This is a genomic window from Martelella mediterranea DSM 17316, assembly GCF_002043005.1.
In the GTDB taxonomy this organism is placed as follows: Bacteria; Pseudomonadota; Alphaproteobacteria; order Rhizobiales; family Rhizobiaceae; genus Martelella; species Martelella mediterranea.
This window is the reverse complement of record NZ_CP020331.1, coordinates 425,391-446,033: the sequence shown is the minus strand read 5'-3', so window position 1 is coordinate 446,033 and position 20,643 is coordinate 425,391. Positions and strand designations below refer to the sequence as shown.

The 20,643-nt window shown below is 62.9% G+C and carries 20 protein-coding genes; 10 read left to right on the top strand and 10 right to left on the bottom strand.

Features of this window, described 5'->3' with window-relative positions; genetic code table 11:
• Positions 1–52: 52 nt before the first annotated feature.
• The 6 genes from Mame_RS23805 (at position 53) to nanR (ending at position 6,915) form a co-directional block, all read left to right on the top strand.
• Complete coding sequence (locus Mame_RS23805; RefSeq protein WP_018064060.1) at positions 53–691, top strand: DUF2291 family protein; 639 nt, start codon at positions 53–55, stop codon at positions 689–691.
• Positions 688–2,244, top strand: a complete 1,557-nt coding sequence (locus Mame_RS23800; RefSeq protein ID WP_018064059.1) for a sugar ABC transporter ATP-binding protein — start codon at positions 688–690, stop codon at positions 2,242–2,244. Before Mame_RS23805 ends, Mame_RS23800 begins: the two co-directional genes overlap by 4 nt.
• Entirely contained in the window at positions 2,244–3,305 is a 1,062-nt protein-coding gene (locus Mame_RS23795; RefSeq protein WP_018064058.1) for an ABC transporter permease, read from the top strand. Before Mame_RS23800 ends, Mame_RS23795 begins: the two co-directional genes overlap by 1 nt.
• A gap of 11 nt (positions 3,306–3,316) precedes the next feature.
• Positions 3,317–4,336, top strand: coding sequence for a Gfo/Idh/MocA family protein (locus Mame_RS23790; protein WP_018064057.1), 1,020 nt, complete (start codon positions 3,317–3,319; stop codon positions 4,334–4,336).
• The gene (locus Mame_RS23785) at positions 4,333–6,066 is read left to right on the top strand and encodes a D-apionate lactonase family protein (RefSeq protein WP_018064056.1); all 1,734 of its coding nucleotides are present in this window, start codon (positions 4,333–4,335) and stop codon (positions 6,064–6,066) included. The genes Mame_RS23790 and Mame_RS23785 overlap by 4 nt, the downstream gene beginning before the upstream one ends.
• Positions 6,067–6,198: 132 nt before the next feature.
• Positions 6,199–6,915: a transcriptional regulator NanR gene (nanR, locus tag Mame_RS23780; RefSeq protein WP_018064055.1), complete on the top strand. Its 717-nt coding sequence runs from the start codon at positions 6,199–6,201 to the stop codon at positions 6,913–6,915.
• A gap of 10 nt (positions 6,916–6,925) precedes the next feature.
• On the opposite strand, the gene Mame_RS23775 is transcribed toward nanR, so the two are convergent.
• On the bottom strand, positions 6,926–8,290 hold the full coding sequence (locus Mame_RS23775) for a four-carbon acid sugar kinase family protein (protein ID WP_026173351.1): 1,365 nt from the start codon (positions 8,288–8,290) through the stop codon (positions 6,926–6,928).
• Between the two features lie 117 nt (positions 8,291–8,407).
• On the opposite strand from Mame_RS23775, the gene Mame_RS23770 reads away from it, so the two are divergent.
• Positions 8,408–9,238: a phosphogluconate dehydrogenase C-terminal domain-containing protein gene (locus tag Mame_RS23770; RefSeq protein ID WP_018064053.1), complete on the top strand. Its 831-nt coding sequence runs from the start codon at positions 8,408–8,410 to the stop codon at positions 9,236–9,238.
• 343 nt (positions 9,239–9,581) lie between these two features.
• Here Mame_RS23770 and Mame_RS23760 read toward each other — a convergent pair whose 3' ends face one another.
• The 8 genes from Mame_RS23760 to Mame_RS23725 form a co-directional block, all read right to left on the bottom strand.
• Complete coding sequence (locus Mame_RS23760; RefSeq protein WP_018064050.1) at positions 9,582–10,433, bottom strand: fumarylacetoacetate hydrolase family protein; 852 nt, start codon at positions 10,431–10,433, stop codon at positions 9,582–9,584.
• A gap of 20 nt (positions 10,434–10,453) precedes the next feature.
• Positions 10,454–11,731 (bottom strand): L-fuconate dehydratase, encoded by a 1,278-nt coding sequence (locus Mame_RS23755; protein WP_018064049.1) that lies wholly within the window; start codon positions 11,729–11,731, stop codon positions 10,454–10,456.
• 25 nt (positions 11,732–11,756) lie between these two features.
• Complete coding sequence (locus tag Mame_RS23750) at positions 11,757–12,488, bottom strand: SDR family oxidoreductase (protein WP_018064048.1); 732 nt, start codon at positions 12,486–12,488, stop codon at positions 11,757–11,759.
• 11 nt (positions 12,489–12,499) lie between these two features.
• Positions 12,500–13,606 carry a mandelate racemase/muconate lactonizing enzyme family protein gene (locus Mame_RS23745; RefSeq protein WP_018064047.1) on the bottom strand — a complete coding sequence of 369 codons (1,107 nt, stop codon included), beginning with the start codon at positions 13,604–13,606 and terminating at the stop codon, positions 12,500–12,502.
• 1 nt (position 13,607) lies between these two features.
• A complete protein-coding gene (locus Mame_RS23740) occupies positions 13,608–14,699 on the bottom strand; it encodes an ABC transporter ATP-binding protein (RefSeq protein ID WP_018064046.1) in 1,092 nt (363 codons plus the stop codon).
• Positions 14,700–14,703: 4 nt separating this feature from the next.
• A complete protein-coding gene (locus tag Mame_RS23735) occupies positions 14,704–15,558 on the bottom strand; it encodes a carbohydrate ABC transporter permease (protein WP_018064045.1) in 855 nt (284 codons plus the stop codon).
• Positions 15,559–15,575: 17 nt separating this feature from the next.
• A complete protein-coding gene (locus Mame_RS23730) occupies positions 15,576–16,478 on the bottom strand; it encodes a carbohydrate ABC transporter permease (RefSeq protein WP_018064044.1) in 903 nt (300 codons plus the stop codon).
• Between the two features lie 97 nt (positions 16,479–16,575).
• Positions 16,576–17,898 carry an extracellular solute-binding protein gene (locus Mame_RS23725; RefSeq protein ID WP_018064043.1) on the bottom strand — a complete coding sequence of 441 codons (1,323 nt, stop codon included), beginning with the start codon at positions 17,896–17,898 and terminating at the stop codon, positions 16,576–16,578.
• A 187-nt stretch (positions 17,899–18,085) separates the two neighbouring features.
• On the opposite strand from Mame_RS23725, the gene Mame_RS23720 reads away from it, so the two are divergent.
• The 3 genes from Mame_RS23720 to Mame_RS23710 are packed head-to-tail and all read left to right on the top strand — an operon-like array spanning position 18,086 to position 20,066.
• Positions 18,086–18,841, top strand: a complete 756-nt coding sequence (locus Mame_RS23720) for an IclR family transcriptional regulator (protein WP_018064042.1) — start codon at positions 18,086–18,088, stop codon at positions 18,839–18,841.
• A gap of 46 nt (positions 18,842–18,887) precedes the next feature.
• Entirely contained in the window at positions 18,888–19,712 is an 825-nt protein-coding gene (locus Mame_RS23715) for an amidohydrolase family protein (RefSeq protein WP_018064041.1), read from the top strand.
• Between the two features lie 24 nt (positions 19,713–19,736).
• Positions 19,737–20,066, top strand: coding sequence for an L-rhamnose mutarotase (locus Mame_RS23710; protein ID WP_026173349.1), 330 nt, complete (start codon positions 19,737–19,739; stop codon positions 20,064–20,066).
• A 30-nt stretch (positions 20,067–20,096) separates the two neighbouring features.
• On the opposite strand, the gene Mame_RS23705 is transcribed toward Mame_RS23710, so the two are convergent.
• Positions 20,097–20,429: a zinc ribbon domain-containing protein YjdM gene (locus Mame_RS23705; protein ID WP_018064039.1), complete on the bottom strand. Its 333-nt coding sequence runs from the start codon at positions 20,427–20,429 to the stop codon at positions 20,097–20,099.
• Positions 20,430–20,643: the final 214 nt, after the last annotated feature.

The following is a 20,643-nucleotide window of genomic DNA, read 5'->3' as shown; positions in this document are numbered from 1 at the left end:
ATTGCGCCGGGCCCGGCCATCACCGAAATCCTGAATAAATGCTGGGTGTGACATGCACGCGATGAAACTGTCGGCGGCGATCCTTGCGCTCCTGCTGCCTCTTGGCGGCTGCAAGCTGGTGCCGACCGACAAGCCCGATGCCGAGCAGGCCGAGGCGCAGACTGATGAGGCCCGGATGGCCGCCTATGCCGACGAGAACTGGGCAGACAAGGTCTTGCCGGTCATTGCGGAAAACACCGTTGATTATACAACCCTGCAGCAGGCGCTTGCAGCCGGCGTCGATTCCGCAGGCGCTGAATATGGCCTCAGGCCCGATGGCGAAGCCAATCCCTGGAATTTCGTGGTTGAAGGCGAAGGCACGGTGACCGAGGCCAAGCTCGACAGCCGCGCCGCCAAGATGCAGGTCGACATGACAGGCGACGGCGAGCCCGATGTCACGCTGCAGATCGGCCCGATCATCCGCGGCACGGCGCTGCGCGATGCCATGCCGTTCATTACATTCACGGATTTCCGCGACCAGATCGAGTTCGCCAAGCTTGCCCGCGCGATGAACGAGAAGGCCCATGCCGGCCTCGACATTCCCGAGGGCGATGTCGTCGGCAAGACGGTCGCCTTCACCGGCGTATTCACCCTGCGAAGCCTGGACGAAGAGCCGGAAATCGTGCCCACCGTTATCGAGGTTTCGCCATGACGGCGGCCGCAGAGCATCCGGTCGGGTTGAGGATCATCGGCGGCACCAAGATCTATCCGGGCACGGTGGCGCTGAAATCGGTCGATTTCGAACTGCGCATGGGCGCCGTCAACGTGCTGGTCGGCGAAAACGGCGCCGGCAAGTCGACGATGATGAAGGTCATCGCCGGCGTCGAGCAACTGACCGAAGGCCGGATCGAGATGGAGGGGGAGGAAGTCCGGTTCACCTCCACCGACGATGCCGAGCGCCACGGCATCGGCATGATCTTCCAGGAACTCAACCTGTTCCCCAATCTCACCGTCGCCGAGAACATCTTCATGGCGCATGAGAAGACCCGATACGGCTTCGATATCGATGCCGAGGGCCAGCGCGCGGAAACCCGCAGGCTGATGAAGCGGCTGGAGCACAATATCGATCCCGACACGCTGGTCGGCGATCTCAAGGTCGGTCAGCAGCAGATCGTCGAGATCGCCAAGTCTCTCGCCCGCAAGGCGAAGATCCTGATCCTCGACGAGCCGACCTCGGCGCTGTCGGCGACCGAGGTGGAAATCCTGTTCAAGGTGATCGCCGAGCTGAAGACCGAGGGCGTCGGGCTGGTCTATATCTCCCATCGCATGGACGAACTGATCCGCGTCGGCGACTACATCACCGTGCTTCGCGATGGCGCGATCACCGGCGCGCGTTCGATGGAGGGCGTCGATGTGCCCTGGATCGTGCGGAGCATGATCGGCGAAAGCTCGAAGGATTTCGCCAAGGAGATCGAACATCCTTATGGCGAAGAGGCGCTGCGCGTCGAGGAGATACGGCTCCCGGATTCCGGGGGCGGCTTCGTGGTCGACGGGGTTTCCTTCAGTCTGCGCCAGGGCGAAATCCTCGGCATTTACGGGCTGATGGGCGCCGGCCGCACCGAGCTTCTGGAAACCATCATCGGCCGCCATCACCTGGCCGACGGCGAGGTCTGGGTCAACGGCAAGAAGATGGGCAAGCCCAGCGTCTCCGACCGTATCTCCCACGGGCTGGCGCTGATCCCGGAAGACCGCAAGCATGACGGACTGGTGCAGATCCTCTCGATCCGCGAGAACATGACGTTGAGTTCGCTCGGCGCGGTCACACGCGGCTTCCACATGAACCTTGCGGCCGAGAAAAGCCGGGTGGCGGAATTCGTCAAGCGCATGGTGATCAAGATCGCCTCGCCGGAAAACCCGGTCTCGTCTCTTTCGGGCGGCAACCAGCAGAAGGTGGTGATCTCCAAGGCGCTGATGACCGGCCCCAAGGTGCTGTTGATGGACGAACCCTCGCGCGGCATCGATATCGGCGCCAAGGCGGAAGTCTTCCGCGTCATGCGCCAGCTCGCAGCCGAAGGCCTCGGCATTGTCTTCGTCACCTCGGATCTGGAAGAGGTGCTGAGCCTTTCCGACCGGATCATCGTGATGTCGAACGGCAGGATCACCGGAACATTCAATCGCGACGAGGCAACCGATACCAAGCTCGTCCAGGCATCGGCCGCGGGTCACAACCCGGATGCCGATCAGTTGAACAGAAAGACCGCATAATGACTGACATGACCGCAAACGGCGTCGGCCAGGGCCAGAGCAGCGCATTGCTGATGTTGATGAAGGCCAGAACCTTCATCGCGCTGATCCTTGTGTTCGTCTTCTTCTCCATCTTCGCGCCGAACTTCCTGTCGACCGCGAATTTCGTGATCATGTCGAAACATGTGGCGCTCAACGCGTTTCTCGCGATCGGCATGACCTTCGTCATCATTTCCGGCGGCATCGACCTGTCCGTCGGCTCGATCGTCGGGCTTTGCGGCATGGTGGCCGGCTACCTGCTCCTAAACGGCATCGATCTCGGCATCGGCTGGACGGTGCAGTTCAACACGCTGGAAATCTGCCTGATCGTGGCATTGGTCGGCATCGCCATCGGGGCGCTGAACGGGTTTTTGATAACAAAACTCAATGTCGCACCCTTCATCGCCACGCTCGGCACGCTCTATATCGCGCGCGGTGCTGCCATGCTGTCGAGCGGCGGCGAGACCTTTCCAAACCTCACCGGCAGCGTCGAATACGGCTCGGCGAGCTATCGCTTCATTGGCTCCGGTTCCGTCCTCGGCATTCCGGTCTCGATCTGGATGCTGATCGCCGTCGGGTTGCTGGCCGCCTATATCGCCAAGCGCACGCCGCTCGGCCGGTTCATCTATGCCGTTGGCGGCAATGAGCGCGCGGCCGGGCTTTCGGGCGTGAAGGTCACCCATGTCAAATATTTCGTCTACATGTTCTCCGGCTTCTGCGCGGCGCTGGTCGGCATCATTATTTCCTCACAGCTTGTTGCGGCCCATCCGGCAACCGGCGATACTTTCGAGCTGAACGCGATCGCGGCCGCCGTTCTCGGCGGCACCTCGATGTCCGGCGGGCGCGGGCGGATCGGCGGCACCATCATCGGCGCCTTCGTCATCGGGGTGCTTTCCGACGGGCTGGTGATGATGGGCGTCTCGGCCTTCTGGCAGACCGTGATCAAGGGCGTGGTCATCATCGCCGCCGTGGTCATCGATCAGGCCCAGCAGCGGGTTCAGGCACGGGTCGCGCTGCAGGCGCAGGCCGCTGTCGGCAAGTAAAAGAGGTTGTCATGAAGGGCGCTCTCATCGGCTGCGGCTTCTTTGCCCGCAATCAGCTCCACGCCTGGCGCGATATCGACGGCGTCGAGATCGTGGCGATCTGCGACCGCGATGCCGGACGGCTCAACGAAGCCGGCGATCAGTTCGGGACCGAACACCGCTACAGCGATGCGAACGCGATGTTTGCCGATGGCGGTTTCGATTTCGTCGATATCGCCACCACCGCGCCCTCGCACCGCCCGCTGGTGGAGGCCGCCGCCAAGGCCGGCGTCCATATCATCTGCCAGAAGCCGTTCGCCGAGAACATGGCCGATGCCCGCGCCATGGTCGCCGCCGCTGAAGCCGCCGGCAAGGTGCTGATGGTGCACGAGAATTTCCGCTGGCAATCGGCGGTGCGCGCGGCGATCGATGCGCTGCGATCCGGCGCGATCGGCACGCCGTTCTTCGGGCGCGTCTCGTTCCGCTCCGGCTATGACGTCTATGCCGGCCAGCCCTATCTGGCTGAAGGCAAGCGCTTCATCATCGAGGATCTCGGCATCCATATCCTCGATATCGCCCGGGCGCTGTTCGGCGAGGTTTCGGCCATCACCGCCAGCACGAAACGGGTCAACCCGAAGATCAACGGCGAGGACGTCGCCACCATGTTGCTTGCCCATCACGGCGGCGTCACCAGCGTGGTCGATTGCTCCTATGCCACAAAACGCGACCCGGAGACCTTCCCGGAAACGCTGCTGGAGATCGATGGAACGGAGGGTACGTTGAGGCTGGATGCGGGCTACCGGCTGACGATCCAGGCCGGCGGCAAAAGCGAGACCCGCGACGTTGCCCCACCGGTGCTCCCCTGGGCGGAGCGCCCCTGGCATAACATCCAGGAAAGCGTGGCGATCATTCAGCAGCATTTCGTCGATTGTCTTCGCGAGGGCCTCGTTCCCGAAACCTCCGGGGCCGACAATCTCAACACTCTGGCGCTGGTCGAGGCGGCCTATCTTTCCGCGGCCGAAGGGCGCAGCGTCAGCCTGGAGGAAATGTGACCGATCCCGTTTCCCTTTACGGCACGATCCAGCAACCGGCTCCGGTCGAACGCCTCAGCCACGGCGGCGTGACGGTGGGCTTGCAGGACGGCGCGCTCCGCCACCTTGCCGTTCGGGGAACAGAAGTCATCCGCTCGGTCGCCTTCCTGGCGCGCGATCGCGACTGGGGCACGATCGTGCCGGAGATTGGCACGATCAGCCGCGAGCAGGATGATGCGCTTCGTCTCGCAATCCCGATGGTGTTCCGCTCGGGCGATGCCCGGCTCGACGTCACCGTCCGTATTACACTTGCCGGGGACAGTCTGAGGGTTGAAGCCGAAGGTCGCGCCACCGGCAATTTCGAAACCAACCGCGCCGGCTTTACCGTCCTGCACCCGATCGAGGGCGTCGCCGGCGCGCCGGCCCGCGTAACCCATGCCAATGGCAGCGTCGAGGACGGGACCTTTCCGGCGCTGATCGAACCCTGGCAACCGTTCATGGATATCGCCGCGCTGGAACACCACGCCAACGGCTTTGCGGTGCGCACCGTCTTTTCCGGCGATGTCTTCGAAATGGAGGACCAGCGGCAATGGGGCGATGCCTCATACAAGACCTATAATCGCCCGCTGGCGCTGCCATGGCCCTATGAGATCGGCGATGGCGAAACCCTGTCGCAATCCGTCGAGATCACGTGGAAGGCGGATGCAGCAGCCGTTGCGCCGGCTCCCGATCCCGATCACCGGACCGCCCGTTTTCCCGAAATGGCGCTGGTGCTGACGGCGAGCGATGCGCTGCGGCTTGCCGCAAATCCGAGAGATTACGATATCGTTCGCCCGCAGCGGCTGCTCTGCCATGTCGATGCCGCAGCCGCACCGGCCGGTCCGCAGATCGACGCCTTCGCGGCGCTTCAGGCAGCGCTGACGGAGCCTGCCTATGATCTGGAGCTGATCTGCCGTTTCGCCGCCGGTGAAAGTCCGGCAGATGAACTCGCGGCCCACGCGGCCGTCGTGGCCGCATCGGGACTGGTTCCGGCCTCGGCTTTCGTATGCCCGTCCGTCGATCGCCAGTCGACTCCGCCGGGATCGAAATGGCCGCCCTGCCCGCCGCTGGACGAGATCCATGCGGCGGCGGTCGAAGCCTTTCCCGGCATTCTACGCGGCGGCGGCATGGCGAGCTTCTTTCCAGAGCTGAATCGCAAGCGTCCGCCGCTGCAACACCTCGCTTTCGTCAGCCATGGCCTGTGTCCGATCGTGCACGCGGCCGACGATATCTCCGTGCTTGAGACGCTGGAGACCATCCCGCACATTGCCCGCTCGGCAAGGGCGATCATCGGCGACCGCGCCTATCGCATCGGGCCTGCGACGATCGCCATGCGTCAGAACCCTTACGGCGCGCGCACCATTCCCAATCCGGAACAGGGTCGGGTCTGCATGGCCGATTTCGATCCCCGCCATTTCGCCGCCTTCGGCGCGGCCTATGCGCTGGGGCTCGCGACAGCGCTCGCGCCCTTCGATGTCGCGGTCTGGACGCCGGCCGCACTTTACGGCCCACGCGGGCTTTTGCACGAGGATGGCACGCCCTCGCCGCTGGCATGGGTGCTGGAAGCGCTTGCCGGATGCGCAGGAAAAAAGGTGATCGCCGCGACAATCAAGGGTGGTCTGGCACGGCTTGCCTTTGAAGACGGCCATGAATTCACGGCCAACCTCACCGATCGGATGCTTGACGGATTGCAGCCTTTCGACTGGCGCTGAAGCGATTTCTGTCACGGCGGCGGCAGAGCTGGGTATAAGGGCAAAGCTGACCGTGACGGGACTCAACTAATTGCGGCGGAAGAACTATCTTTCTAAAAGGACGGCAGCGACAACACCGGAGAGCAGGGCGCGATGAACAGGGCACAGGCAGGCGACAGGATCGTTCGCCGCAAGCTATCAGACCAGGTGCTGGAACGGATGCACGACATGATCCGCAGCGGCGAGTTGAAGCCGGGCGACTACATGCCGTCCGAGCGCGCCCTGATGGAACGCTTCGGCGTGGGCCGGCCGGCGGTGCGCGAGGCGCTGCAATCACTGCACAACAGCGGCCTGATCACTATCAATCACGGCGAACGCTCGCGGGTGAAGGAGATCAACCCGGCGACGATCCTGACCCAATCCGACGAGCTTGCCCGGCTGGTGCTGAGTGCCGCGCCCGCCAATCTCGACCACCTCAAGCATGCCCGCCAGATGTTCGAGCTCGGCATGGTGCGGGTGGCGGCCGAAAAGGCGAGCGCGGCCGATGTCGCCGAGCTTCGCGCGCTCGTGGCGCTGCAGCGCAGCCAACTCGGCGATGCCACCGCCTTCATCGGCACGGACATGAAGTTCCACCGCAAGCTCGCCGCGCTCACCGATAATCCGATCATCGTCTCGGTCTCCGATGCCATGCTCGGCTGGCTGTTCGAATATCACGTCAGTCTGCTGCACCGCTCCGGCGGCGAGGAGCTGACGCTGGCCGAACACGACAAGATCGTCGATCACATCGCCGATCATGACGTGGACGGCGCGATCGAGGAAATGCGCCATCATCTGGAGCGCACCCGCGACGTGTTTCAGATGAAGAGCTGAAGGGCTCTGATCAGCGCGGCCCGCCGCCGTCGCGGATCCAGCCGAAAAAGTCCTCAGACCCCATCTGTCCGCCCTTCAGCGCGATCTGGAGCCCGTCATGACGGCCCTCGCTATGGCCGAGGCAGAGCGCAGCACCCGGGATCGTCGGGGCCAGCGCCGTGAGCGCCTCGATGCCGAGCGCGCGCATGCCGTGGCCAGACGTATCGCCGCCGGAAATGACGGCGCGGCGCAGGCCGGATTGCTGCAAGACGCGGTCGAGAACGCGGCCGAGCGCCTTGCCGATCCGGGCATTGGCGGTTTCGAAATCGAGCGATGATGCCGAAAGCGCTGCCCTGAAGGCGGCGACGCGCGGATCGTCGGGGCCCGCGGCGGATGTCACCAGAACGCTGGCCCCGGTTTCAAGCGCGCGCAAGGCGGCTGTCGTCGCGCGCGCTATTTCGGCCTCGACGCCGGCTTCATCGCCGACCACGCTTGCGGTATCGAAACCGATGATTTCAAACCCGTTCTCCGCCGACCAGGCGATCTGACGGGCAGTGCTCGGCGAGACCGAGCCGGAGATCGCGGCAATCTGTTCCACCGGCCCCGCGCTTTTTGCCAGCGGCGCCGGCGCAATCTCGCCGGTTTCCTGCCAGTGCCGAACCAGCGCATATTCGAGACCCTGGGAGCCGACCGCCAGTCGAAGCCGGTCGCGGTTTTCCCAGATCAGCCGGCCGACAGCCAGTTCGCTGACGGGCTCCATGTCATCGAGCGAGATGATCCGCGCGCCGGTGGCAATCGCTTCATCGAGCGCGCGGTGGGCGGAGCCGGACCACAGCGCCTCCAGATCGATCAGCGCGGAGGGAAGATCTGTCTGGCGGGCGAGGTGGCGCAGAAGGTCGGCCTCGTCCATCGGCGTGACTGGATGGCGGGCCATGACCGGGTGACGGTCAAGGCGGAAGACGCCTTCGAAAACCCCGGCATAGAGATGGCCGAAAGACTGATAGCGACGCATCTGCGGGGCCGCCGTCACCAGCGGCACGGCCTCAGAATCGCGGATTTCGAGCGCGATCTCGATGGCGCGGCCGATATTGCCGGCGGTCGGCGAGGAATCGAAGGTCGAGCAGATCTTGTAGTGCAGGATCTCCGCGCCGGTGGCATCGAGCCAGGCAAGCGGACCCGGCAGATTGGCCGCCATCCAGTCCGGCCCATGGCTGCGGGCGGTGGAGGCAATGCCGAGCGCATCGGCATTGGCGAAGCGCTTCGCGAGCGCCGGGCTCGGCACATCGGAAAACAGGACCGCGTTCAGTCCGGCGAAGGTGAGCACCTCCATGACCGCAGCCGAGCCTGTGAAATCATCCCCAAACCAGGCCAGTCTGGGTCTCGCGCTGCCTGTCATGCCGTCATGCGCTCCTGCTTGCAAAATTTGGCTCAATCATCGATTGACATTATCACCTACATATTATCTGATCATACCAGATAAACAAGACATGACTCCATGGGAGGAAGACTGAAAATGACGAAAGTCGCATTGTTCGGCGCTGGCGGTAAAATGGGCGTCCGCCTGTCACGCAATCTCGCGAAAACCGATTTCGAGGTGCGCCATATTGAGGTCAGCGAAGCGGGCAAGGCACGGCTGAAAGCGGAAGTGGGCGTCGAGGCCGTGGACGCTGCGACCGGGCTTTCCGGCGCAGAGGTTGTCATCCTGGCCGTGCCGGATACCGTGATCGGCAAGGTGGCTGCGGGTTTCGTCAAGGATCTCGCGCCGGGCACCATGGTGGTGATTCTCGATGCGGCTGCCCCCTTTGCCGGCCACCTGCCGGAACGCGACGACATCACCTATTTCGTCTCGCATCCCTGCCATCCGCCGATCTTCAACAATGAGGCAACGGAAGCCGGCCGCAACGACCATTTCGGCGGCGTTGCCGCAGAACAGGGCGTCGTCAACGCGCTGATGCAGGGTCCGGAAGAACATTATGCGCTGGGCGATGCCATCGCCAAGGCGATCTACGCGCCGGTGGCCCGCACCTACCGCGTGACCGTGGAGCAGATGGCGCTTTTGGAGCCCGGCCTTTCGGAAACCGTCTGCGCCTCGCTACTGGTCGTGATGCGCGAGGCCATGGACGAGGTGGTCGCCCGCGGCGTCAGCTATGATTGCGCCCGCGACTTCCTGCTCGGCCACATGAACATTCTCGGCGCCGTCATCTTCGACGAGGTCAAGGGCGGGCAGTTCTCCGACGCCTGCAACAAGGCGATCGAATTCGGCAAGCCGGCCCTGATGCGCGACGACTGGAAAAAAGTGTTCGAACCCGACGAGATCGCCGCTAGCATTCAGCGCATCACGTGATCGCGCAAGCCTAGGGTCGCCTTGTCCGGATTAGCGCCCTTCAGGTTTGAATGGTCGAATTCGCGTTCGATCATCTGCCTTTGCATAGGTCATCACGGAAAACCGCGTCTGTTCGCAGGAAGCTGCGAACAGACAGCCGGTTCGAACACCACAGCGTGTAACCGCCATCAACGATATAAATCGTCCCGGTCGTGAAGCTCGACGCGTCGCTCGCGAGCTCTACCCCGTCCGCGAAGGCGACCTCGACCGGCGCACCGCTCACGACGCATCCTCCAGGAAAGGATCGCGCGCAGCTTGGCGCATCGCCTCGCGATATTCCACGCCCGAGAGCGCGCAAGAATGCTTACGCGTTCCAGGCGATCGTTTTCTGGGTCTGTTCGCCAAGGCCCTCGATGCCAAGCCGCATGGTCTGGCCTTCCTTCAGATAGACCGGCTCCGGCTTCTGGCCCATGCCGACGCCGGGCGGGGTGCCGGTGGAGATGATGTCGCCGGGCTGCAGGCTCATGAACTGCGACAGGTAGCTGACGATGTGCTGGACGCCGAAGATCATCGTCCTGGTCGAACCGTCCTGGTAGCGATGGCCATCGACTTCCAGCCACATGGCAAGGTTCTGCGGATCGGCAACCTCGTCGCGGGTGACGAGATAAGGACCGATCGGGCCGAAGGTGTCGGCGCTCTTGCCCTTGACCCACTGGCCGGAACGCTCGATCTGGAATTCGCGCTCGGACATGTCGTTGACGACGCAATAGCCGGCGACATAGTCCATGGCGTCGGCCTCGTCGACATAACGGGCTTCCTTGCCGATGACGACTCCGAGTTCGACTTCCCAGTCGCTCTTCTTCGAATTGCGGGGAATGCGGACATCGTCGTTCGGGCCGACGATCGCGCTGGTCGCCTTCATGAAGATGATCGGCTCCTCGGGGATCGCGGCGCCTGTTTCTGCGGCATGGTCGGCATAGTTGAGGCCGATGCAGATGAACTTGCCGACCTTGCCGACGCAGGCACCGATGCGGGAGTCGGCCGGCAGCACAGGCAGGCTGTCGATATCGGCCGCTGCGATCTTCGCCAGACCGCTTTCGGAAAGCACGTCACCGGCAATATCGTCAACGACCGAGGAAATATCGCGATAGCTGCCGTTGGTGTGGAGGATGGCGGGACGTTCGGCGCCCTTGGCGCCAACGCGTAACAGTTTCATGTTCTACTCCTTTTTGCGGCTCAAGCCGCCGAATACGCGAAGTTATGAAGCGTTTCCCGCTTCATCTCAATGGAAAAGCCCGGCTTTTCCGGCGGCATGTAGGCCGCGCGTTCGATCCGGCAGGGATCGACGAAGTGCTCGTGCAGGTGATCGACATATTCGATCACCCGGCCATCCTTGGAGCCGGAGACCGCCAGATAGTCGATCATCGACAGGTGCTGAACATATTCGCAAAGCCCGACGCCACCGGCATGCGGCCAGACCGGCAGCCCGAATTTCGCTGCCATCAGCAGCACCGACAGCACCTCGTTCAGCCCACCAATGCGGCAGGCGTCGATCTGCACGATATCGATCGCGCCGCCAGCGATGAACTGCTTGAACAGGATGCGGTTCTGGCACATCTCGCCGGTCGCGACCTTCACCGGCGCCACCGCCTCGCGGATTTTCCGGTGGCCGGCGACATCGTCGGGGCTGGTCGGCTCCTCGATGAAGAAGGGGCGGAAGGGCGAGAGCGCCCTCACCCAGTCGATCGCCTGATCGACCTCCCAGACCTGGTTGGCATCGATCATCAGCGTGCGGTCCTCGCCGATCACCTCGCGCACGATCTTCAGCCGCGCGACATCCTCGTCACGGTCCTGCCCGACCTTCATCTTGATATGGGTGAAGCCGGCATCGACGGCCTCCTGCGCGAGACGGCGGAGCTTGTCGTGGCTGTAGCCGAGCCAGCCGGCGGACGTGGTGTAGCAGGGATAGCCATTTGCCTTCAGCTCCGCCATGCGCTCCGCCTTGCCGGCCTCCGCCTTGCGGAAGATCGCAAGCGCCTCGTCAGGCGTAATCGCGTCGGTCAGGTAGCGGAAATCGATGATCGATACGAGCTGTTCCGGCGTCATGTCGGCGACGAGCTGCCAGACCGGTTTGCCCGCTGCCTTCGCCATCAGGTCCCAGGCAGCGTTGACGACGGCGCCGGTCGCAAGATGCATCGCCCCCTTGTCCGGGCCGATCCAGCGCAACTGGCTGTCGCCGGTCACATGCCGCCAGAAGCGGCCGGGGTTCTCAGTGATCCAATCGAGCGAAAGCCCGGTCATCCGTGCTTCAAGCGCGCGGATCGCGGCGCAGACGACCTCGTTGCCGCGGCCGATGGTGAAGGTCAGGCCGTGGCCCTCCAAACCGCCGTCCGTTTTCAGGATGACATAAGCCGCGGAATAATCCGGATCGGGGTTCATCGCATCCGAACCATCGAGCTTGGCCGAGGTCGGGAAACGCAGGTCGTGGACGGACAGTCCGGTGATGGTGGTCATGGCGTGCACTCGGTCTTGTAGCGGATCAGGCGGTCCAGCCGCCGTCGATGATATGGGCCTGGCCGGTGGTGTAGGTGGCACCGGCGAGATAGACGGCGAGGTCGGCGATCTCCTCCGGCGTTCCGATCCGGCCGATCGGCTGGCGGGCGATGAAGTCGGCGCGGGCCTTCTCGTAATCGCCGGTCGCCTTCAGCCGGTCCTGCAGCGAGGGGCTGTCGACCGTGCCAGGGCAGATCGCGGTGCAGCGGATGCCCTTGGTCACGTAATCGGCGGCGATCGACTTGGTCAGGCCGAGAACTGCGGCCTTGGTGGTCGAATAGGCGAACCGGTTCGGCACGCCCTTCAGCGACGAAGCAACCGAGGACATATTGATGATAACGCCGTATTCGCGTTCGATCATGCCCGGCAGGAACGCCCGCACCGTGCGCACCATGGCCTTGACGTTGAGATCGTAGGCAAAGTCGAGATCGCCGTCCTTCATGTCCAGCACCGAGCCGTTGTGAACCACGCCGGCGCAATTGAACAGGATATCGACAGCGCCGATTTCAGACACGGCATTGGCAACCGCCTCATCCGACAGCACGTCCAGACGCCGGGTCGTGACGCCAGCGACACCTTCCAGTTCGGCGAGTTTTTCGGCGTTGATATCGGTCGCGATCACCTTGGCGCCGGCCTTGGCGAAAGCCTTGACGGAGGCAGCACCGATGCCTTGGGCTGCGGCGGTGATGAGGCAGGTCTTGCCGGTGAGATCGGTCATGGGTGTATCCTTCAGGTGATTGTCTTTCGCGAGCCTTCGACCGCCATGCGGGCGATCGCCTCGAAATCCCAGGCGATGCCGAGGCCGGGCTCGTCGGAGGGGACGGCGCGGCCGGCGCGTATGGTCATGCCGTGGACCGTGATCGCGTCGAGTTGCGGAATATACTCGACCCAACGCGCATTCGGCACCGCGGCACAGAGTGACACATGCAACTCCATCAGGAAATGCGGCGCGACCGCGACGTTGAAGCACTCCGCCATATGTGCGACCTTGAGCCACGGCGTGATGCCGCCGATCCGGCCGACATCGACCTGAATGATCGATGCGGCGCGGCGTTCCAGATATTCGCGGAAATGCGAGGCCGAATAGAGGCTTTCGCCAACCGCGACCGGCACCGAGGTGTGCCGGGAGAGCACGACATGGCCCTCGATATCGTCAGCCGGCAGCGGCTCCTCCAGCCAGCCAATATCGAGCCGCTGGTAGACGGCGGCGCGGCGCACCGCCTCATCGACATTGAAGGCCTGGTTGGCATCGGTGAAAATCTCGAAGGCCGGGCCGACGGCCTCGCGCACCGCGCCGATGCGGGCGGCGTCTTCAAATAGCGGGCGCCCGACCTTGAGCTTGCAGCCAGAGAAGCCGTCCGCCTGCGCCTTCAGCGCATCATCAACAAGGGCTTCGGTCTCCAGATGCAGCCAGCCACCCTCGGTGGTGTAGAGCGGGATGTCCGCCTGCGCACCGCCGGCAAGCTTGTGCAGGGGAAGGCCGAGCTTCACCGCCTTCAGGTCCCAGAGCGCGGTATCGATGGCGGCAAGCGCGATCGCGGTGATCGCGCCGACCGTGGTCGCATGGGTGAGGAAGGTGAGGTCGCGCCAGATGCGTTCGATCTCGAAGGCATCGCGGCCGATGATCGCCGGCAGCAGCGTCTTTTCCAGAAGCGCCATCACGGAAGGTCCACCGGTTCCGATGGTGTAGGAATAGCCCGTGCCGGTGACGCCGTCTGCATCGGTGATCCGCACGATCGGCGTTTCCTGGGAGACGAAGGACTGGATCGCATCGACCCTTTTCACCTTCGGCTTCAGGTCCACCATCACGATTTCGGCGCGGACGATCTTCGCCATGTCAGGTCCTCAGGCTCTTGCCGCTTGTGCCGTCGAAGACGTGCAGACGGTCGAGATCGAGGGTGAAGGTCAGGTTCTCGCCATCGGTCAGCGGGCGCGGATCGAGCATCTTCGCCTGCACTTCCTTGCCGCCGAGTTCGGTGTAGATGATGGTCTCGGTGCCCAGCGGCTCCGAGATCATCACCGGCAGGTTCACTTCCAGCCAGCGGTCCTCGGCATGCAGCGAATGGCCCTTCGGCGCGAAGGCATCCGGACGGAAGCCGATAACGACCTTCGCGCCGGCGGCGACCTTCGGCCCGATATCGGCCGGCAGCGGCACCAGCGTGCCATCGGAAAGCCTTGCGCCGCCCTCCTCGACGATTGCGTCGAGCTGGTTCATCGGCGGCGAGCCGATGAAACCGGCAACGAAGGTGTTGGCCGGGTGTTCGAACACCTCGGTCGGCGTGCCGACCTGCTCGACATAGCCGTCGCGCATGATCACGATCCGGTCGGCAAGCGTCATCGCCTCGACCTGGTCGTGGGTGACGTAGATGACCGTGGTCTTCACCCGCTGATGCAGCTTCTTGATCTCGACGCGCATCTGTCCGCGAAGCTTGGCGTCAAGGTTCGAAAGCGGCTCGTCGAACAGGAACACATCCGGATGGCGCACGATGGCGCGGCCCATGGCAACGCGCTGGCGCTGGCCGCCCGACAGATTGGCCGGCAGCCGATCCATGAACGGTTCGAGGCCGAGAATGCCGGCGGCCTCGTCGACACGGGGCTTGATATCCTCCGGCGACATGCCGGCGATCTTCAGGCCGAAGCCGAGATTGTCCCGCACGGTCATATGCGGGTAGAGCGCATACGACTGGAACACCATCGAAATGTTGCGCGATCTGGGCGGCAGCGCGTTGACCACGCGGTCGCCGATCCGGAGTTCGCCGCCGGAGATTTCCTCCAGCCCGGCGATCATCCTCAGCGTCGTCGACTTGCCGCAACCGGACGGGCCGACGAGGACGACGAACTCGTTATGGGCCACGTCGAGATCGATGCCGTGGACGACTTCAAGCGAACCGTAGCGCTTGACGATTTTGGAAAGGTGCACTTCGGCCACGGGATTATCCTTTCACGCCGCCGAACGTCAGTCCGGCAATCAGATGCTTTTGTACGATGAAGGTGAGGATCAGCGCCGGGATGATGATCAGCACGGCCATGGCGCTCATCCCGGTCCAGTCGACGGTGAACTGGGCGGTAAAGTCCATCAGCCCGACCGGCATGGTCTTCGAGGCGGTGGTGCGGGTAAGCTGGCTTGCGAGCGCGAACTCGTTCCATGCCGTCAGAAAGGCAAAGATGCCGGCAGACGCGAGCCCCGAACGGGCGAGCGGAAACTCGACCTTCCAGAACGCCTGCCAGCGGGTGCAGCCGTCGATCTGGGCAGCCTCGGAAAGATCCGCCGGGATTTGGCGGAAGAAGCCATCCGTCAGCCAGATCGTGAACGGGATGTTGATCGCCATATAGACGAGGATCAGCCCGAACTTGGTGTCGATCAGCCCGACCTTGCTCCACAGGATGAAGAGCGGCAGCGACAGCGCCACGCCCGGCACGGTGCGCGACAGCATGAAGGACAGGAACAGCGCGCCCTTGCCCTTGAACCGGTAGCGGGCGAAGGCATAGCCGCCCATCATGCCGACCAGGATCGCGACCACGGTGGAGGTCAGCGAGATCACCAGCGAATTGATGAAATAGCGCTCGACCGGCAAGCCCTGCTGGCGATCCGGCAAAAGGCCGAAAATGCCGAGGAAGTTGTCGAGCGTCCAGACCTCGGGGATCCAGACCGGCGGGCGGGCCATGACCTCGACATTGGGACGAAAGGCGGTCAGCACCACCCAGGCGCCGGGCACGACCAGGATCATCATCGCGATGAACAGCGTGATCCGGAGCAGCCAGCGCTGCCAGGGCTTCTCGATGGTCATTGCACTTTTCGCAGCACTCATTGTGCGCCTCCCATGAAGACGCGCGCCTTCGTCAGGTTGCGGTAGAACATGATGGTGAAGGCGATCGAGAGCAGGATGGAGATGTAGCCCATGGCGTTCGCCATCCCCATCTGCGCGTTCTGGTAGCCGGTGCGGGTCATCAGCGTCCAGATCAACTCGGTACGGCCGGCGGGGCCGCCATTGGTCATGATCTTGACCATGTCATAGGCGCGCGCGACATCGAGCGAGCGGATCGTCATCGCGATCCAGATGAACGGCATCAGGAAGGGCAGCGTGATGTGGCGGAACACCTGAATGGCGTTGCAGCCGTCGACCTTGGCGGCTTCGATCGGCTCCTTCGGCATGGCGAGCAGACCGGCCATCAGCAGGATCGCGAAGATCGAGGTCGACATCCACATTTCCGCGACGATGATCGAGAAATTGGCGAGCCAGCCATTGACCAGCCACGGGATCGGCTTGTCGATCAGGTTCAGCGCGAACAGCGCATTGTTCACCAGGCCGACGGAATCGTTGAACAGATATTTGAACTGGAAACCGACAAGGATCGGCGAAAACATCATCGGGAACATCATGATGGTGCGGAGCGTGCGCTGGCCCCAGGTGATGCGGTTGACGAGCAGCGCCAGCCCGAGCCCCAGCAACATTTCCAGATTGAGCGCGATGGTGATGAACACCACGGTGCGACCGAAGGCCCACCAGAAATCGTCATTGCCGATCAGGCGCCTGTAATTGCGCAGGCCGACGAAATTATAGAGCGAGTCCGGCCGCACCAGATTGTAGCTGGTGAAGCTCGTCCAGAACGACACCAGAAGCGGCACCAGCACGACCGCCAGAATGACGATGATGGCCGGCAGCAGCAGAAGATAGGGCGTCGCCTGCGGAGACCTGAAGAACTTCATGTCGCGCCTTCGGAAATTTCAAGAAAAACGGAAATTCTGTGCGGCCTGAGCCGATGTCGTCGCCGGCCTTGAAGCCGGCGACGATATGAGAGGCCACTCAGTAGTAGCCGGCATCTTCCATGATCATGGTCGCCTGCTCGGCGGCATCATCGAGCGCGTCCTGCGGGGTCTTCTCGCCGACGATCGCGGCCTGCAGCTCGGGCCACAGCACGTTCGAGACCTGGATCCATTCCGGGATCAGCGGCGGGGTGCGGGCGTCAGCGAGCGATTCCTGCCAGACCTGGAACATCTCGGCGAGGTTCTCCTTGCCGTTCTCGTTGAACCAGGCAATCACCTCGTCATAGGTCGCGGTGCGGGTCGGCAGGTTGCCGGCCATGGCTTCCATCAATTCGCTCTCGTCATTGGTCATGAACACGGCAAACGAGACGGCGGCATCCTTGTTGTCGCAGTCCTGAGTGACCGAGAACGAATGCGAGCCAGACCAGCCACCGCCATGGCCCGACGTACCGGCCGGCGCGACAGCGTAGCCGAGGTCATCCGCGATCTTCGAGGACGACGGATCGGCGAAGAAGGCCGCAAAGCCCGGCCAGTCGAGATCAAGCGCAAGCTGGCCGGCAGCCATCGCCTGACCGATATCGTCCCAGGTATAGTTGACCGTGCCTGCCGGAACCGCGCCAGCGTCATAGACGTCGATGAACCACTGCAGCGCGGCCACGCCTTCCGGCGAATTGAAGGTCGGGCGGAATTCATCGTCGAACATGTCGCCGCCATTGGCGCGCAGGATCTCCATGAACCGGCCCGACATGCCCTCGTCCTTGCCGGCGAAAGCAGTGCCATAGAGGTTCGGCGGATCGGCGAAGAAGATCACCTGGTCGCGGAACTCGTCATAGGTCTTCGGCGGCGCGAGGTCGGTGCCGTATTTTTCCTTCCATGCCTGCTGGTTGGCCGGATCGGCATAGAGGCTCTTGCGATAATAGAGGTTGGAAACGTCGGTGACGCGCGGCAGCTGGACCAGACGGCCGTCGACCTTGGCCGATTCCAGCGTGCCCGGAACATATTTGTCGAGTTCGGACTGCGGGATATGCTCGGAGAGGTCGATATAGAGGTCGCCATATTGCGGGGCGAAGCTGGTGTGGTTGGAGCCGACGCACCAGGTAATGTCGCCGGCGGCGATGTCCTGCTTGATCTCGCGGTCGAGGTCGAAGTGATTCTTCGACGAAACGATCTCGACCTTGGCGCCGGTCATCTCCTCCCATTCGGGAATGCGGGTGTAGAGCTTTTCATACTGGGTGCCGCCGATCAGCTTCACCTTCAGCGTATAGTCTGGAAAGCTGCCATAGTCGAAATCATCGGCCTGCGCCGAAGCGGCGAGGCCGCCAACGGCGCAGCAAGCGACGAGGGTCGCTTTCAGAAGTTTCATTCGCATCATTCTCCTCCTATCCGTTCAAGCCCAGAAAAGACTTGATCCTCCATATTTGAAAAGTCTATTCGTATATAAGCACCATTTCGACGGGGGCGTCAACGGCGCTCTTGATATTGGACAGGAACAGCGGCAGTTTCGCAGCGATTTCAGGGTGAAAACTTCACCCGTCACCGAAGGATCGACCATGGCAACAGATGAGTCCGACCGCTACCGCGCGCCCGCCCTCGACAAGGGCCTCGACATTTTCGAGCTTCTGGCCGAGACCGACGGCTCCTTGAGCCAGGCGGAAATCGCAAAATCGCTGGGGCGGACGCCGAACGAGATCTACCGCATGCTCGACCGGCTGGTGCGGCGCGAATATATCCGCCGCACGCCGGAGGATCGCTACGAGATCACGCTGAAGATGTTCGAGCTGGTGCATGCCCGCCCGCCGCTGCGCCGGCTCGTCAACCAGGCGATGCCGCTGCTCCAAGAGGTGGCGCAGGAGGCCGGCCAATCCTGCCACATCGTGGTCTTCGACAGGAACGCCGCCGTCGTGGTCGCGCAGGTCGATGCGCCGAGCTACTGGAGCCTCGCCGTTCGCGTCGGAACGCGGCTGAAGCTGACCTCGACCGGCTCCGGCCTCGTCTTCCTCGCCTTCTCCACGCCGGAAAACCGGGCGCTGATGTTGAAGGGCGCGGGCGAGACGATGACGCCTGAAACGGAGGCCCGTCTCGAGCCGATCCGCAAGGCAGGCTACACCATGATGCCGAGCGAGCAGATCGCCGGCGTCACCAATCTTTCGGCCCCGGTCATGGGTCCGCTAGGCTCGGTGATGGCGGTCGTCACCTCGCCCTATACCGAGCGCCTCGACCGCACGACCACGGACGACCGGGAACGCACGCTGAAACTCGTGCGCGCGGCCGCGGCCAGCCTGTCCAAGGGCCGCCCCGCCCCGTAAGCGCGGTGGCTACAAATCGATCGCCCGCAAGGGCAAGGGAGGAACAATGCGCATCATCGATACCCATCTTCACCTCGTCTACAAGGAGCGGTTCTCCTATCCCTGGCTGAAGGACGCCCCCGCGCTCGATCGCCAAGTGACCGCGGAGGACTACTTCGCCCGCGCCGAAAAGCTCGGCATCGACACGGCGCTGCATATGGAGGTGGACGTCGCCGAGAGCGACATGGAGGCCGAGACCGCCTTCATGGTCGGCGCTCACGACAGGATCGCCGGCGCAATCGCCGCCTGCCGGCCGGAGAGCCCGGATTTTCCCGCCTATCTCGAGCGCATTGCCGCGATCCCCGGCGTGCGCGGCCTGCGCCGGGTGCTGCACATCGTGCCGGATGAAATCTCCGAAGCCCCGCTCTTCGTTGAAAATATCCGCCGGCTTTCCGCCCACGACCTGACCTTCGATCTCTGCGTTTCCGCCCGTCAGCTTCCGCTTGCGATCGACCTTGCGAAGAAGTGCCCGGACGTTCAGTTCGTGCTTGATCATTGCGGCGTGCCGGATATCGAAAACGATGCCTTTTCGCCATGGGCGGCGCATGTTTCCGAATGCGCGCGACTGGAAAACGTCACCGCCAAGATTTCCGGCGTGATCGCCTATGCCGGCGCGGACTGGAGCACGGAGAAACTGCGCCCCTATATCTCCCACGTCATCGACGCCTTCACCTTCGACCGCGTCGTTTGGGGCTCGGACTTTCCGGTCTGCACGATCCATGCAAGCCTTGAGGACTGGGTGGCGAGCATCAAGGACATTGTCGCGGAGGCGACGCCGGAGGAGCAGGAAAAGCTGTTCTCCGTCAACGCCACCCGCGTCTACCGCCTTTAGAAAACATCACCACGGAGAAATCCCATGCAACGCATAGGAATGGTCATCAAGCTCAACGCCGACAAGGTTGCCGAATATAAGAGGCTGCATGCCGATGTCTGGCCGGAAGTGCTGGACATGATCAAGCAGTGCAATATCCGGAACTACACCATCTTTCTGCGCGAGCCGGAAAACCTGCTGTTTTCCTATTACGAATATACCGGCGACGACTACGCGGCCGATCAGGCGAAGATGGCGGCGCACCCCAAGACGCAGGAATGGTGGTCGGTCTGCATGCCGTGCCAGAAGCCGCTTGATACGGCAAAGGACGGCGAATGGTGGATCGAGATGGAAGACGTGTTCCACCTCGATTGAAGGGCTTTGAGGCGCCTCGCTGAGCGCGCCTCAGATCTTCTTCACGAATTCCGATTTCAGCTTCATCGCGCCGAAACCATCGATCTTGCAGTCGATATTGTGATCGCCTTCCACGAGGCGGATGTTCTTCACCTTGGTGCCGACCTTGAGAACCTGGCTCGAGCCCTTGAGCTTCAGGTCCTTGATCACGGTCACCGTATCGCCATCGGTCAGGAGATTGCCGTTGGCGTCGGTAAATTGCGGTTCGTCGCTTTGGTCGGCTCCGGGCGACCATTCATTGCCGCATTCGGGGCAGATCAACAGCGCCCCGTCCTCATAGGTGTACGTCGACTGGCATTTGGGACAGGGCGGCAATTCGCTCATGACATCCTCATGGTGTTGGCGCTGCGATGAGCGGGATAGCACCGGGAAGACCGGGCGGCGCATATTCCGGTGATCGGAAAACCCGAGCGTCGTAGTGCGAAACGGAAGGCTTGTCGAGTACGCCAGGACATTCACGGCTGCGGGATGAAAGCCGGCAGCCGGATTGGAAAACACGCAACGCCATCAGCGCCCCTTGCATTCCATCCAAATTTGA

Bases quoted from the DNA above. Each gene is read 5' to 3' on its own strand.
- Mame_RS23805 (WP_018064060.1), top strand. From the start codon at position 53: ATGCACGCGATGAAACTGTCGGCGGCGATCCTTGCGCTCCTGCTGCCT.
- Mame_RS23800 (WP_018064059.1), top strand. From the start codon at position 688: ATGACGGCGGCCGCAGAGCATCCGGTCGGGTTGAGGATCATCGGCGGC.
- Mame_RS23795 (WP_018064058.1), top strand. From the start codon at position 2,244: ATGACTGACATGACCGCAAACGGCGTCGGCCAGGGCCAGAGCAGCGCA.
- Mame_RS23790 (WP_018064057.1), top strand. From the start codon at position 3,317: ATGAAGGGCGCTCTCATCGGCTGCGGCTTCTTTGCCCGCAATCAGCTC.
- nanR (WP_018064055.1), top strand. From the start codon at position 6,199: ATGAACAGGGCACAGGCAGGCGACAGGATCGTTCGCCGCAAGCTATCA.
- Mame_RS23775 (WP_026173351.1), bottom strand. From the start codon at position 8,290: ATGACAGGCAGCGCGAGACCCAGACTGGCCTGGTTTGGGGATGATTTC.
- Mame_RS23770 (WP_018064053.1), top strand. From the start codon at position 8,408: ATGACGAAAGTCGCATTGTTCGGCGCTGGCGGTAAAATGGGCGTCCGC.
- Mame_RS23760 (WP_018064050.1), bottom strand. From the start codon at position 10,433: ATGAAACTGTTACGCGTTGGCGCCAAGGGCGCCGAACGTCCCGCCATC.
- Mame_RS23755 (WP_018064049.1), bottom strand. From the start codon at position 11,731: ATGACCACCATCACCGGACTGTCCGTCCACGACCTGCGTTTCCCGACC.
- Mame_RS23750 (WP_018064048.1), bottom strand. From the start codon at position 12,488: ATGACCGATCTCACCGGCAAGACCTGCCTCATCACCGCCGCAGCCCAA.
- Mame_RS23745 (WP_018064047.1), bottom strand. From the start codon at position 13,606: ATGGCGAAGATCGTCCGCGCCGAAATCGTGATGGTGGACCTGAAGCCG.
- Mame_RS23735 (WP_018064045.1), bottom strand. From the start codon at position 15,558: ATGACCATCGAGAAGCCCTGGCAGCGCTGGCTGCTCCGGATCACGCTG.
- Mame_RS23730 (WP_018064044.1), bottom strand. From the start codon at position 16,478: ATGAAGTTCTTCAGGTCTCCGCAGGCGACGCCCTATCTTCTGCTGCTG.
- Mame_RS23725 (WP_018064043.1), bottom strand. From the start codon at position 17,898: ATGAAACTTCTGAAAGCGACCCTCGTCGCTTGCTGCGCCGTTGGCGGC.
- Mame_RS23720 (WP_018064042.1), top strand. From the start codon at position 18,086: ATGGCAACAGATGAGTCCGACCGCTACCGCGCGCCCGCCCTCGACAAG.
- Mame_RS23715 (WP_018064041.1), top strand. From the start codon at position 18,888: ATGCGCATCATCGATACCCATCTTCACCTCGTCTACAAGGAGCGGTTC.
- Mame_RS23710 (WP_026173349.1), top strand. From the start codon at position 19,737: ATGCAACGCATAGGAATGGTCATCAAGCTCAACGCCGACAAGGTTGCC.
- Mame_RS23705 (WP_018064039.1), bottom strand. From the start codon at position 20,429: ATGAGCGAATTGCCGCCCTGTCCCAAATGCCAGTCGACGTACACCTAT.